Annotated in this window: 16 protein-coding genes; all 16 read right to left on the bottom strand. The window is 70.5% G+C overall.

Annotated features, from left to right (window positions below):
* Positions 1–285 precede the first annotated feature (285 nt).
* Positions 286–1,416, bottom strand: a complete 1,131-nt coding sequence (locus tag SP5_RS15960) for an OmpA family protein (protein ID WP_042490593.1) — start codon at positions 1,414–1,416, stop codon at positions 286–288.
* A gap of 116 nt (positions 1,417–1,532) precedes the next feature.
* The gene (locus tag SP5_RS15955; protein ID WP_042490592.1) at positions 1,533–2,039 is read right to left on the bottom strand and encodes a DUF2793 domain-containing protein; all 507 of its coding nucleotides are present in this window, start codon (positions 2,037–2,039) and stop codon (positions 1,533–1,535) included.
* On the bottom strand, positions 2,039–4,162 hold the full coding sequence (locus SP5_RS15950) for a phage tail protein (protein WP_042490588.1): 2,124 nt from the start codon (positions 4,160–4,162) through the stop codon (positions 2,039–2,041). The genes SP5_RS15955 and SP5_RS15950 overlap by 1 nt, the downstream gene beginning before the upstream one ends.
* Positions 4,162–4,545: a hypothetical protein gene (locus SP5_RS15945; RefSeq protein ID WP_042490586.1), complete on the bottom strand. Its 384-nt coding sequence runs from the start codon at positions 4,543–4,545 to the stop codon at positions 4,162–4,164. Before SP5_RS15945 ends, SP5_RS15950 begins: the two co-directional genes overlap by 1 nt.
* The gene (locus tag SP5_RS15940; RefSeq protein WP_042490585.1) at positions 4,542–5,348 is read right to left on the bottom strand and encodes a phage/gene transfer agent baseplate hub protein; all 807 of its coding nucleotides are present in this window, start codon (positions 5,346–5,348) and stop codon (positions 4,542–4,544) included. Before SP5_RS15940 ends, SP5_RS15945 begins: the two co-directional genes overlap by 4 nt.
* Positions 5,345–7,618, bottom strand: coding sequence for a DUF2460 domain-containing protein (locus tag SP5_RS15935; protein ID WP_042490584.1), 2,274 nt, complete (start codon positions 7,616–7,618; stop codon positions 5,345–5,347). Before SP5_RS15935 ends, SP5_RS15940 begins: the two co-directional genes overlap by 4 nt.
* Before the next feature lie 161 nt (positions 7,619–7,779).
* Entirely contained in the window at positions 7,780–8,316 is a 537-nt protein-coding gene (locus SP5_RS15930) for a tail tape measure protein (protein ID WP_042490583.1), read from the bottom strand.
* Entirely contained in the window at positions 8,309–8,506 is a 198-nt protein-coding gene (locus tag SP5_RS15925) for a phage tail assembly chaperone (protein ID WP_042490581.1), read from the bottom strand. The genes SP5_RS15930 and SP5_RS15925 overlap by 8 nt, the downstream gene beginning before the upstream one ends.
* Positions 8,503–8,811, bottom strand: coding sequence for a gene transfer agent family protein (locus tag SP5_RS15920; protein WP_084220731.1), 309 nt, complete (start codon positions 8,809–8,811; stop codon positions 8,503–8,505). Before SP5_RS15920 ends, SP5_RS15925 begins: the two co-directional genes overlap by 4 nt.
* On the bottom strand, positions 8,808–9,215 hold the full coding sequence (locus SP5_RS15915; RefSeq protein WP_042490579.1) for a phage major tail protein, TP901-1 family: 408 nt from the start codon (positions 9,213–9,215) through the stop codon (positions 8,808–8,810). Before SP5_RS15915 ends, SP5_RS15920 begins: the two co-directional genes overlap by 4 nt.
* An 11-nt stretch (positions 9,216–9,226) precedes the next feature.
* Positions 9,227–9,616 carry a tail completion protein gp17 gene (gp17, locus tag SP5_RS15910; protein WP_042490578.1) on the bottom strand — a complete coding sequence of 130 codons (390 nt, stop codon included), beginning with the start codon at positions 9,614–9,616 and terminating at the stop codon, positions 9,227–9,229.
* Positions 9,613–10,107, bottom strand: a complete 495-nt coding sequence (locus tag SP5_RS15905) for a head-tail connector protein (RefSeq protein WP_245613518.1) — start codon at positions 10,105–10,107, stop codon at positions 9,613–9,615. The genes gp17 and SP5_RS15905 overlap by 4 nt, the downstream gene beginning before the upstream one ends.
* 198 nt (positions 10,108–10,305) lie before the next feature.
* Positions 10,306–11,301, bottom strand: a complete 996-nt coding sequence (locus SP5_RS15900; RefSeq protein ID WP_042490576.1) for a phage major capsid protein — start codon at positions 11,299–11,301, stop codon at positions 10,306–10,308.
* Between the two features lies 1 nt (position 11,302).
* Positions 11,303–11,683, bottom strand: a complete 381-nt coding sequence (locus tag SP5_RS15895; protein WP_042490575.1) for an HK97 family phage prohead protease — start codon at positions 11,681–11,683, stop codon at positions 11,303–11,305.
* Positions 11,680–11,985 carry a DUF6127 family protein gene (locus SP5_RS15890; RefSeq protein WP_042490574.1) on the bottom strand — a complete coding sequence of 102 codons (306 nt, stop codon included), beginning with the start codon at positions 11,983–11,985 and terminating at the stop codon, positions 11,680–11,682. The genes SP5_RS15895 and SP5_RS15890 overlap by 4 nt, the downstream gene beginning before the upstream one ends.
* Positions 11,982–13,085: a phage portal protein gene (locus SP5_RS15885; RefSeq protein WP_042490573.1), complete on the bottom strand. Its 1,104-nt coding sequence runs from the start codon at positions 13,083–13,085 to the stop codon at positions 11,982–11,984. Before SP5_RS15885 ends, SP5_RS15890 begins: the two co-directional genes overlap by 4 nt.
* Positions 13,086–13,178: the final 93 nt, after the last annotated feature.

Genomic DNA, 13,178 nt, shown 5'->3' with positions numbered 1-13,178 from the left:
CCGCCCCACCCCCTGCCCCTCCCCTGAAGGGGAGGGGTGGATCAGCTTGATCTCATCCCATTCTATGCCCTTGATTTTATAAAGGGCATATCTGCGCGACCCTTTGTGAGGGACGACGGAATAAGGAATCGCGGCGGTCGATACGCCACCACTTCGGCATGGTGGGCGCGGTGACGCTCGTCGCATGAGGCTTGTGAAAGCCCGCCTCGCATTCCGGACAACAAAAAAGGAGGCCGGCTTTCGCCGACCTCCCTCTTTTCGCAATCAACCTGGGTTGAGCGTGGCTTACTGGCCAGCGCCCGGACCGTAGGTGATCTCGACGCGACGGTTCTGGACCTCGCGGACGCCGTCGGCGGTCTGAACGCGCAGCTTGTCGCGCTGTTCGCCGAAAGCTTCCGTGGCGATCGAGCCATCGGGGATCGAGTGCGAGGTCATGTACGCCTTCACCGCGTCGGCACGACGCTGCGACAGACCCATGTTGTACTTCGGCGTACCCGACGTGTCGGTGAAGCCTGCAACCATCACGCGGGCATTGCCGCAGCTCTGGTACTGGGTGATCGCGTTGTCGAGGATCGACGCTGCTTCCGGGGTGATGTCCGACTTGTTCCACTCGAAGAACACGATGAACGGACCCGGCGAGCACGGCACGGCCTCGGGAGCCGGCGGCGGGGGCGGCGGGGGAGGAGGCGGCGGGGGCGGCGGGGGCGGCGGCGGAGGCGGCGGAGCAGCCGGCTCACCGAAGTTGTACGCCACGCCACCCAGCAGCGAGTGCGACCGGAAACGGCCGTCATGCGTGTTGTTGGCGACGTCGACCAGCTTGACGTTCTCGGCGTTGAAGAAGCGATACTTCAGCGTCGCATCGATGTGGTCGGTCAGCGGAGCACGGATGCCCGCCAGAGCCTGCCACGCGAACACGGTGTCCGAGTCGTTCAGGAAGTCAGCGCGGTTGTTGAGGGCATAGTTCGCCTTGACGCGAGCCACACCGACACCGCCGCCGACGAAGCCCTGGATGCCGTCGTCGGCACCGAAGTCGAGCAAGCCGTTCAGCATGAAGCTGAGCGCCGAGGTCGAGCCACCGGCATAGTTGTAGCTGCCAGCCGGAACGGTGCCAGCACCGATGCCGGTGTTGGTCAGCGTGGTCGAGCTGAAGCCGTCAACCGTCGCACGACGATAGCCGACTTCGGTTTCCAGACGGAAACCGCCGAAATCGTAACCCATCACGCCGTCAACGTCATAACCATAGTCATGGTCGACGGTGGCAACGCCGCTACGGCCCGCGCCGGTGACATCATAATCGATGTCTTCGACGATCATCCCGCCGCCTTCGATGCCGACGTACCACGACTTGTCGCGGGCGAGGGCAGGCGAAGCCAGAGCGGTGGAGGCGAGTGCCAGAACAATGGCAAGCTTCCGCATCATAGTCCCCTTTCTTGGTTGTCACTACGGACAGCGCAAACCCACTATCGGAGCGTTGGTTTCCACGCAAGCAAACAAAAGCCCCCGACTGTGGCATTAAAAGCACAGATTTTCGGTCAGCCAGAGGCCACCAGACCATGGTCGCGCAGCGTTGCGATGATCGCATTCAACGCCAAACGTGCTTCAGAATCAACGACTTGACCACCAGCCGGTGGCGCGATGGCCGGTCGTTGCGCGCCAACGACTTTTTTTCCCTCGATCTCCAGCGTCCGGGCGGCGACACGGCCCAGCCGCCACCGGCTTCCGTCCCATTCGCAGCGGCAGTCATCGCCCCGGCTCCACACCGACAATCCTAGCTGCGGAACCAGGAATCGCCAGCCGCCATCGGTCCAGCCTGCCATCATTCCGGCACGGCCCGTCCAGATATCCTGCGGCCGGTCGCCGACGATCCAGGCCTGGCCCGGCAGCGGCGCTCCGGGCGGCGCATTCACCCCGACCGCCTCGACGCAAGGCTGCACGACCAAGTCGAGCAGGCTCAGCGCCTCGTTATGGGTCAGCTCCTTCTGCGCCTGCCCCGCCGCCAGCAGCGGCAACATCCAGCGCGGCGTGTCGTTCGTCGTCATCATCCCTCCCCCACGAATCCGACCAGCGGCGCCGAGGCGCCCCAGGTCCCGACCTGCCGGATCGCCACCCGCGTTCCGTCCGCCACCGTGCCGCTCCACATGGGTGCGGTCAGTTCCTCGACCCGGTCGCCGATGGTGATGCGGTAGCGTTCCGCCTCCTCGCCCAGCGGCGCATCCACCCGGTCCAGCCAGCGCCAGCCGATCCGGCTCCGCCGCGTCCAACCGAGGGCGACGCGTCCGTCCGCCCCGCGACGGCACCGCCAGCCGACCGGCGACGGCGGCAGGACGGACAGGCCGGTCACCGCGACCGAGGCCTGGACGCCCTCGACCGGATCCCCCAGACCATGCGCGAGGAAACGCACGCTGCGGCCCAGCATCGCGACCGGCACGTCCAGCGTCCGCACCGAACCGGGGGCGATCAGGACAAAGGGGGCGCCGGGCACCGCCTGCCCGATCATCGCTTCCGTCCCACGCAGCCCGCGCCGCAAGCCGCTCAGCCGCCAGTGGCGGTCACCCAGCGGCCGTGCCTGGGCGAACTGGAACAGCTCGCCATCGATCCAGGCAAGATTCGCGCCCGCATCCAGCGCGGCGTCGTCGGCATCCGCCAGATCCTCGGCCAGTTGCACGTCGAACATTCCCCGATCATCGACCAGGGCGCTGCCACCGCCGGGCGTCACCGCGCGCACCACCCCGATGATGCCGGGCAGCGCGGTCGGGCCGAGCGCCGTCCAGTTCGCACCGTCGTCGAGGCTATAGGCCAGTTCCGCCTGTCGCCAGCCGGGGCCACCCGCCGCCACCACCGACAGGCGCGGCGCCGAGAGCAGTTCGTCGGTCAGCGGAGGCGCCTCGAACGCGATCAGCCGGGTCGTGCCGACCGCCCGATCCGCCGCCCGCGCGATCCGGCCGGGCGAGGCGGGCAGGATCGGCCCGCCCTGCCCCAGCGGCACGCAGCTCAGCCGGACCGCCATCGCCTCCCACGCCGCCTCGGTCACGCGCCAGCGCCCCGCCTCTCCATCGATCCGCACGATGCTGCCCGGTGCGATGGCCAGCGCCTCGGGACCGAGCGTCACGATACGCCGCACCCGCTCCACGTCGTGGCGCACCAGCCGGTCCTGCGCCAATGTCCGTGCTGTCGCGGCATCGAGCGCGGCGGCCAGTTCAACCCTGTCGTCCCGCACCCCACCGGGGCGACGGGCGCGCTGCACCCCGATCTGATAATCGCGGGCCGGGTCGTAATGGGCGACCGTGACGCTGGCGGGCACCACGCCCTCGCCCGCCATCTCGCGCACGCCGCGCCGCCCCGGTCCGTCCGCGCCCATCCCTTCGTCGCGGATGACCTGTCCGGCCCCGCCCCCCGGCACGGCCAGCCCTATGCCCGCCCCCTCGGCGACCCATTGCCCGCCGCTCATCCCGGCGAGCATCTCCAGCACCGCGCGCACGCTGCCCCCGCTTGCGGCAAAGCCCGCCACGCGCATCCCCGCATCGCCCGGCCGCACGGCAGGCGACAGCGCCCGTGCGATCCCGTCGCAGGAGACGGGACCGGAATCGGCCTCCACCTCGAAGGTCAGTTGCGGGATACGGTTGCCGAACTCGGCCAGAGCCAGCCCCTCGAACACCGCATAGGCGATGCCCCGAAAGGCCGACGCCCGCGCGCCCTCGATCGAGGCGATCAGCGGGTCGACCGACTGGTCCTCCGTGCCCTCATGGAGGCGAAAGCCGGTCGCGACCTTGAAGTCCCCCGCGCTCCCCCGCAGCAACCGGCCATCGGCCCAGATTCGCCCGACCCGCCGGATCGCCCGCCCCGACAAGGCGACCGCGAAGTTGGCGGAGTAGCTGTAGCTTTCCGTGCCCGGCCGCCCCTTGCCGCCGCCGGTCAGCCCCCGCGCCTCGACCAGATCGGTCGCCCAGATCACCGGCCCGGCGACGCGCATCGTGCCGAAGACGGCGGGTATCTGCGTGCCGTAGGTGGAGGTCTGCACCGACAGCTCGGCCAGACGCGGGCCTTGGCGGCGCGGCGGACCCAGCACCGCATGATCGACCCGATTGCCGATCAGCGCGCCGATCGCGCCGCCCACCGGCCCCAGCAGCGCACGCCCCACCGTGCCCAAGACCAAGGTCGCCATTACCCCTCCCCCTTCCAATATCCCAGTATCGGCCAGGGCGGCGCTCCCGGCCGCCAGGCGACGCGGCGAAGCGCCGCATCGGCGTGGACGATCCCGTCGCCGACCCGGATCGCCAGATGCAGCTGGCCCGGCCCGGCCTGCATCAGCACAACCGCGCCCGCCTGATCCCCGCAGCGCGCGAATACGGCATCGAGCAGCGCCGCCACCCGCCCCTCATCCCCGCTGCGCCAGCCATAGCCGGTCGGCGCATCCCGCCCCGTCGCCAGCGCGACCAGACCGACACAGTCCAGCCCATGCACCGCATCGCGCCCGTGCAGCCGGAACCGCACGCCGACCAGCGCCCGCGCCGCCGCCTCTACGCCGTTCATGACCTCGGGGGTCATGCGCCGGGATAGCGGGTCAGCAGGTCGATGCCGGGCAGGAACGGCTCGCCGCGAAAGTTCACGACATTGCCGAAGCGCGACAGGCAGGTCTCCAGCCGCTTGTCGCACCCCTCGACCAGTTCGATCAGCGCGCCTGCTGCGACCGCAAAAGCAGGGGCGGCGGACAGCCACAGCCGATTCCCCTCGGACCGCGCGACCATCGCCTCCAGCCCGGCATTGTCGCCGCCGAACCAGATCAGCCGCCCCTGGCCATAGGCGTTGGCGACCGGCTCGGCCGCGTCGAGGGTCAGCGCCACCTCGCCGTCCCAAGCCGTCACCCGCACGAACCGCCGCCGCCCCGCCATCGCCACGCGGCACCGCCGGTCGCCCAGCGACGCGCGGCAATCGGGCGAAGTTTCCTCCGCCACCGGCCGATCCAGCGAAGCCGCCACACCGCGCAGTTCGGCGGTGAACCCGCCCTCGCCCAACTGGACCGCGCCGATCGTCCCCTGCCCCAGCGGCACGGGTGCCGCCTCGCCGCTCCAGTCGACCGCGATCGCCGCGACGCTCGCTCCATCCCAGCGACCGCTCAGCAGGTCACGTTCGCCGATCGCCGCGCTGGTCAGCGCCCCCGACGCCTCCATCAGATCGGGGTCTAGGCCGTCGCCGCGCAGGATCGCACTGGGCGTCAGGCCGGGTGCGGCGCGATAGCGAAGCCCCTCGATCCACAGGTCATGGTCGTGGCCCGCCAGCCCGATCGTCACGCCGTCGCGCCGCTCGATCCGCCAGCACAGCACCCATGTCGTCAGCGTGTCGGCACTCATGCCTCGCGCACCTCGACCAACGGGACCGAGGCAGCAGCCCCCGCCCGGAACCCCGCGAGCGTCGCGCTCAGCCGGTCCTCGGCGAAGCGGACGGGCACGTCGAAGGTGAAGCTGGCGGTGATCGCCGCGCCCGCCGCAGGGGCGGTGTCGAAGAGCAGCCAGCCACCCGGCTCCAGCCCGAAGCCGGTGACGCTGCGCCCCGCGACCTTGACCGAGACGCTGCCCACCACCGGCCGGGTGATGCGACGCGACTGGTCGCCATAATGGCGGGTCAGCGCGAAACGGCGCGTGGTGCCGTCGCCGATGCCTATCGCTTCGTCGGTGCCCATGCTGTCGAACGGATCGCGCAGGCGGAAACCCCGCGTCGGTCCCATCCGTGCCCGGAAAAATCCCAGCAGCGCGGCGATGTCCTCGGCCGAACGGATGCCGGGGCCGACATCATAGGTCGTCCGCGCCTCCGCCCAGGCGGCATTGCGCGCCTCGCGCCCGCCCGCGCTCGTCAGGATCGCGGTCGAGAAGCCCGGCGTCACCTCCGCCTCGCGGCCCAGCGCCAGCGGGAACAGCACATCGTCGAAAGCCTGCACCTCGTCCTCCTCCCCTTCCCAGCAGGTGAATCCGTCGCGCATCACCTGCGGCATCGCCCACAAAAAGGTCTGCGCCACGCCGCGCGCCCGCGCCGCCTCCGCCGCTTGGGCGATCCAGCCCCATTGCCCGCGCTGGTCGGCGCGCAGCACGAAGCCCGACAGATAATGCTGGCGCGCGGGCGGATAGCCGAGCCGCGCCTCGGCCAGCGCGACGCCCTTGCGGGTCGAGGCGGTGTCGCCCGCCGTCACCCAGTCATAATCCTCCAGTTGCAGCACATCGAAGGCGGGGCTCGCCCAGCCGATCGGCATGTTGGCGCGCTTGGCTTCGGGAGCCAGCGGGTCGAGCACGGTCGGCAGATAGGTGAGCAGATGCGTGACGCAGCCCGGTGCCGCCGCCTTCGCCGCCGCACACAGCGCCGCCGTCGATGCCGCCAGGCACGCCCCCGCCCGGTCGAGCGTATCGCGCTGCCCTTGCGTCTTCGCGCCCGCCATGCTCGCCATCGGCACCGGCGCGAAGGCCGCCACCGCCGCCGCGTCGTACAGGCACGGCGCCCCGTCCGAGGGGCGCACCCACCACCATGGCTCGCCGACCTGAAATTGCGGGGGGAGACCCGCCGCCTGGCCGATCGCCAGAAAGGCGCGCGCCACTTCCTGGAGATAGGCCATCGCGCCCGAATGCGCCGGGCTGAGAAGCGTGGAGGGCGGCTCCCAGCCGGTCAGCGCGGGCGCACCATCGGCCGAGCGCTGCTTCCAGTCCCCCCAGCAATGCGCGTCGAACAGCTCGTAGGAGAGCGACCAGATCAGGTCGTACCCCAGCGCCTTCGCCTCTTGGGCAAAGCCGCGATGCCAGGCCGCACATGCCGCGTTCAGCGCGCCGCCCATCAGGCTGGCGTAAAGCCCCTCGCCGCTGCGTTCGAGCCGGAAATAATGGCTCATGCCGACATAGTGGACGATGCCGCCGCGATAGCCGAGGTGCAGCATGTTGCGCAGCAAACGCTGCGGCGTCAGGTGATAGCTGTCGTCATAACCGCTGGCGATCCGAAACCCCTGTTCGGGCAGAACGCCCGCGCCGACCCCGATCACCGCCCCCGGTCCGTCACAGGCGATGCGGGTCAGTTCGACCCAGCCCTCCTGCGGCCGGGCGAGGAACGTCGCGCCGGCATCGTAATCGGGTGCGACCAGTGAGACGAACATCCGGTCGACATCGCCAGCCCAGACGGGATCACGATCCTCGGGAAATCGGAACCCGCCTGCGAGGTTCGCGAAGTCGATCACGACCTCCGCATCCTCCGGCGTGCCAGTCGCGTAATTCCACAGCCGAACATACCAGGCACGGGCCTTGCCGCTTTCATCGCGCCCCTCGATCGTCAGCGTCGGCCCATGCCGCGCATCCAGCGGCTTGATCCCGCCCGAGCGCCAGCGGAACCGCAACCGGCAGTCGCGATAGTCGCGCGCCGTGTCGTAGCGCAGCAGCGGATGGTCGTGCCGGTCGGCCGATTCCCAGATCAGCCCGGCCAGATCGTCGGCACGGTAGAATACCGCATCGATCCGCAGCGCGTCCGGTGCGGTCGCGACGACCGCTGCCATCATCGGGCGCGGAAAATCGACCGTCCAGTAGCGCGGGTCGAAGCGTGAAAGAATGTCGCTCCGCTGCTCGCGCCGCTGGTCGTGCAGGCAATATTGCATGACAGCATTCCTTCTTTTCCTCCCCTGCAAGGGGAGGGGGACCATGCGGAGCATGGTGGAGGGGTGTCCCCGGTCATGGGTTTCACCGCCCTAACCGGCCGGGACACCCCTCCGTCAGGCCTCCGGCCTGCCACCTCCCCTTGCAGGGGAGGAATGGGGTTTCAGTCCTCGGCCAGCGCCGCGCGTACCGCCCTTGCGACCTGTCGGCTGGAGCGTTGCAGCACGCCCGCCGCCTCCCCCGCCCCGGCGTTGATGGTGATCGCCACACGGACGTCACGCGGGGCGCCGCCGGGGCGCAGCGTCTCGACCCGCCCGCTGCTGGTCGGCACGAAGACCTCCGGCCCGCGCTCGCCGACCAGATAGGGGCGGTCGGGCGATACCGGCCCGCCGGTCGCCCGGCCCGGCAAACCCGAGGCCACACCGCCCAGCAGGCCGAGCAACCCGCCATCGCCGACCGACGCCATCCCCTGTTTCAACGCCACGCGCGCGATCTGGTCGAGCACCGACAGCGCGGTCGCCTTCAACTCCTCGAAGCCGAACTTGCCGGTCCGCGCGGCGCGCAGCAGCGCCCCCTCGACCGAGCGCGCGCCGATCTCCGCCGCATCGCCCAGCCCGCGCGAGAGTTCGGCGCGCATGGCCCCCATGTCCGCCGCGAAGCCCCGCATGTCGATGCGGGGCGCGAAATCCTGCTCATCCATCCGGATACATCTCCCGCAAGCGGGCGAGCGTGGCGGGCGAAGGTGGATCGCCACCCTCACCACCGCCCGCCATCGCCGTCACGATTCCCTGAAGCTCGGCCGGTGTGGCGCGCCAGAAGCGGTCGGGCGACCAGCCCAGCACCGCGCCCGCCATCCCCGCCAGCCGCGCCGCCGCTTCGGCGAAGGTCATCGCCCGCCCAATATCTGGCGCAGCAATTGCCGCAGCACGGGTGCCAGCGCCGCCAGCCCCAGATCGACCAGCGCCTCGCCCAGCTGCTCGCGGCTCAACCCCTCGGGCACCTCGCGCAGGCAATGCCAGATGAGCGCCGCCGCCTCGCCCAGCGAGAGCTTGCCCTCGCCGGCCCGCTCGACCAGCCCGAACAGCGGACCGAGTTCGCCTTCCGCCGCGACCAGGGCCTGGAAGCTCGGCCGCACCACCAGCTCCGCGCCGCCGACCCGAACGCTCGCCTCGCCGCGCATCGGATTCGCGCTCATGCCGACACCACCGGGCCGGAGCTTTCCAGCGCCAGCGTGTAGGTGCGCTCGCCGCCGAAATCGCCCGAGTAATCCAGCCGCGTGACCAGGAACCGCCCGGTCATCGACCCGCCGCTCTCGAAGCTCAACCGATAGGTCTCGATCGTGCCCGCCAGCGCATGGCCGCGCATCCGCGACTCCGCCGCCGATCCGGTGAACACGCCCGCGCCCGCCACGCTGACATGCCGCACCCCCGCGCCCGACAGCAATTCGCGCCAGCCGCACGAATCCTTGCTCGTCACCACCACCGTCTCGCCATTGATCGACAGCTGCGTGGTGCGCAGCCCCGCCATCGTCGCGAAGGCGGGCGGCTCGACCCCGTCGCCGATCTTGAGCAGAAAGGCGCTTCCCTTTTCGATTGCCATGATGATTCCCCCTATTGTCCCGCGCGCCACAGCCGGACGCGCCATTCGACGCTCGCCGTCCAGCGCGCACCCGTCTTCCCCATGCGGGTCGCGGTCACGCTCAGCGCCGCCACCCGCCACCCGTCCGCCAGCACGTCCGCCAGGCCGACTGCCTCCGCCGCCTGGACGCAGGTGCGTAAGCGCCGGGGCTGCTCCCCCTCATCGGTCAGGGTCAGCACGACCCGCAGTTCGCGCCCCTCGATCCCCGCCGCGCCCCAATCGCTGTCGCTCGGCTCGCCCAGTACGGCTTGCGGCACGCTCGCCCGCACCGGCACCGCGTCGAACAGCGCCACGCCCAGCGGCGTCAGCGCGGGACGGAGCGCGGCCATCAGCCCGGCCCTGAGCGCCTCGCGCGCGGTCATGCCCGCCTCGGCCCGTCGAGCCGCATCCGCCGGTATGGCCGCCAAAGTGCGGCGACGGCGGCGGGCGGAACGGCGGCGGCATCGCGATTGTCGAACAGATGCGCGCCCATGATCGCCACGCCATGCGCGATCTCGGGCGGCAGGCCGTCCCAATCCTCGGCAAGACCCGCGCTATAGCGCACCGTCACGGCCTCCCGCGTGCGGACCCAGCCACGCCCGTCCCGGTCGATCGCGTTTTCACAGCCGGACAGGATCGCCGCGACCGGCGTCGCCGCCAGCGCCTGCCACGCCACCGATCCCGACAGCGGCTCCTCGACGAGCCGCCGAATCAGCATCTGCCCGCAAAAGGATTCGGCCAGCCCCAGCGCAACGCCCGCGACTCGCTCGACCAGCGCCGCCTCATTGCCCTCTTCCAGCCGCAACAGCGCGCGCACCGCACCGGCCGCCGCCGTCACGGTCGCCGGGGGCATGGCCTCCTTCGTCCCGCTCATCATGTAAACTCCTTCATCGATACAAGTTGCGACAGGTCCGACACACGGGCGTCACAGTTGGCGCGCAGAGAGTGGGGCAGCCGCTGCCCTCCTCCCCCTTGGGCACCGGCCATGCCGACCCCGCGCCCCCCGGCCGGGTCCGGCATCCTCCCTGAACTACGGGGCAGCCCCTTGCGGCTGCCCCGATTTTTCAGGGGCTCAGGCCGTCGCGAACTTCATCAGCTTGATCGCCTCCGAGTCGCTGACGCAGCCGCCGACTCGCCGCGTGGCGTAGAAGGTGACGAACGGCTTGTTGCTGTACGGATCGCGCAGGATCGCGGTCTCGGCGCGTTCGGTGATGAGATAGCCCGCCTGGAAATTGCCGAACGCGATGGCGTAGTTGTTCTCGGCAACATCGGGCATGTCCTCCGCCTCGACCACCGGATAGCCGAGCAGTGTTGCGGGCTGCCCCGCCGCAAGCCCCGGCGCCCAGAGGAACTGGCCATCCGTCGTCTTCAGCTTGCGGATACGTGCCGAGGTCGCCGCGTTCATCACGAAACAGGCCCCCTGACGATAGGGCGCGCGAAGCAGCTGGACCAGCTCGACCAGCCGGTCCTCCGCGCCCGCCCCGAACGCGCCCGGCGCACCGCTCGGCATATATTGCAGCGTGCCGAAGGGGCGCGCGCCGTCCTTGGCGGTCGAGACCGGGTTGGTCAGGAAACCCTTGGGCTGGTTGATACCCGATCCGCTGACAAAGGCCTGGCCCTCCGCCCGCGCGAACTCGGTCGCGATCTCGCTCGCCAGCCAGCCCTCGACGTCGAAGGCCGCATCGTCGAGCATTGCCTGGCTGGCCGAGGGATTGGCGTAAAGCTCGCCCATCGGCGGGGCGAGTTCGACGAAGCTGGGCGTCGCCGTCTCGGGCCGCGCCGCCGTCTCGCTCGCCCAGCCCGACGGCGTGCCGCCGGTCGTGACCAGCTTGCGATACCCCGCCGAGCCGACCGTCACGACATTGGCGATGCCGCGGATGGGCGAGACGTTGCGCAGCACCGACCCGATCGCCGCGTCGATCTCACGCGGGACGGCAAAGCCGCCGCTGTCGCCGGTGGTGCCGGTAAAGGCCTTCAGCTCGACGGTGGTGCCGCTGCGCACATAGCCGTCGAAAGCGCCGCTGCTCTTGCGCGCGCCGTCCAGCACGGGCCGTTCGATCACGTCCATATCATTCCCCCTTGGTAAAAATCTGAATCACGCGGGCGAGCGGCTGCATCGGCACCGTCACCAGGCTGATCTCGATAAGTTCGGCCGACAGGATGGCGCGGGCCGCCCCCTGATGGACGACGCGCGGCCGGTAGCCGACCGACAGCCCCGCCACCGCGCCGGAGCGGACCAAAGCGGCGAGCGCGGGGTCGTCGACCACGCCCTCGACCGCCAAGCCCGTATCGTCCTCCGCCATGGCGGTGATGTGTCCCATCGCCGCGCCGCGGTGCTGCCAGAGCAGTGGCACGTCGCCCGCCCCCGCAAAGGCCCCGCGTCGCATCACGTCGCCCGCCCGGTCCATCCGGTCCCAGATCGCGGCATAGCCGGTGAAGGAGAGGCTCATTTCAGCCAATCCTCCATCCCCAGCCGCATCGCGATCCCCGCCAGCAGCAGCGCCCCAAGCAACCGCGTCAGCCAGCCGACCGCGCTTTTCCACACCGACGACTTGGCCTCGCGCCAAGCCGACAGCAGCTCGCGCAGTTCGGCGACATCCTCCGCCGCTTGCGGATCGGCGAGGCCCAGCCGGGTGAGCGCCCGCGTCGCGCCCAGCTCACCCGCCTCCTCCGCCACGGCGCGCAGCGTGACGAGGTCCGCGCCGCTGTCCGCCGCCTGCGCCAGCAGCCGCGCCAGAACGTCCCCGCTCATGACAGGCCGACCATCTGGCGCTTCTCCGCCGGATCGAGGAAATCGGCGCTCGCCGCCATGGCCCAAAGCATCTGCCGTTCCTCGGCCAGCGCGGTGACGCGGTTGATATCGACCGACAGGCTGACGCCCTCGAACCAGCCCGCCAGTCCCTGCGCCAGCCCGCTCAGGATTCCGCCCGCCAGCGGCAGGATCGCCTGTCGCCACAGCGCGCGGTTCGCCTCGCGATAATTGGCATAGGTATTGTCGCCGGGCAGGCCGAGCAGCATCGGCGGCACTCCGAACGCCAGCGCGATCTCGCGCGCCGCCGACGACTTGGCCGCGATGAAGTCGAGTTCGGCCGGCGTCAGGCTCATCGCCTGCCACTTCAGCCCGCCCTCCAGCAGCAGCGGCCGCCCCGCATTGCCGCTGCCCGCAAAGCCCTCCATCTCGGTACGCAGCCGCTCGAACTGGTCGGGGGTCAGCGTCGAGCCATCGCCCGGATCATAGACCAGTGCCCCCGAAGGCCGCGCCGCATTGTCGAGCAGCGCGCGGTTCCAGGCGGCGGCGGCATTGTGAATCGCGATCGCCCCCGCCGCCGCGCCCAGACAGCCCAGCCCGTAATGATCGTCGAGCGGGTGGCAGCTTTTCAGATGCACCACCAACGGCTTCACCGGATCGACCGGCAGCGTCGTCACGCGACCGCCCGCGCGGTAGAGATAGGCGGCGGGCCAGCCGCTCGCGTCCAGCTCCATCGTCACCCGCTCGGGACGCAGTGCGAACAGCTCGGCGACGTCTCCCTCGGCATCGCGCAGGATCTGCACATAGGCATTGCCGTGCAGCAGCAGATGCGTCGCCACCGTCTCCAGCAGCGCCTGCCCCTCACTGCGCGCCGCGACCAGCGCGACCAGTTCGGGATGCGACGCGGTGAGCGGCGCATCGGCCAGCCCGCCCGCGACCATGCGCACCGCGCGCTGCGCCACCGGATTGCGAAGATAGCCCTCGCGCACCTGGCTCTCATAGGACGGTGCCGCCCCCGTCAAAGGCACCCCCGACCGGGCCAAACCCAATCCGAGCAAAGGACGCGCGGCCCCCCGCCCGGTCTTGCGACCGAACATCCTCATGATCGAATCTCCTTTAGCTCCTCCCCGGCACGGGGAGGTGGCAGCGCGCAGCGCTGACGGAGGGGGGCTTCCACACGGGACTCGCCCAGCGGC

The sequence above is a fragment of the Sphingomonas parapaucimobilis NBRC 15100 genome (assembly GCF_000787715.1).
Classification (GTDB): Bacteria; Pseudomonadota; Alphaproteobacteria; order Sphingomonadales; family Sphingomonadaceae; genus Sphingomonas; species Sphingomonas parapaucimobilis.
This window is presented reverse-complemented; position numbering and strand designations above follow the sequence as displayed.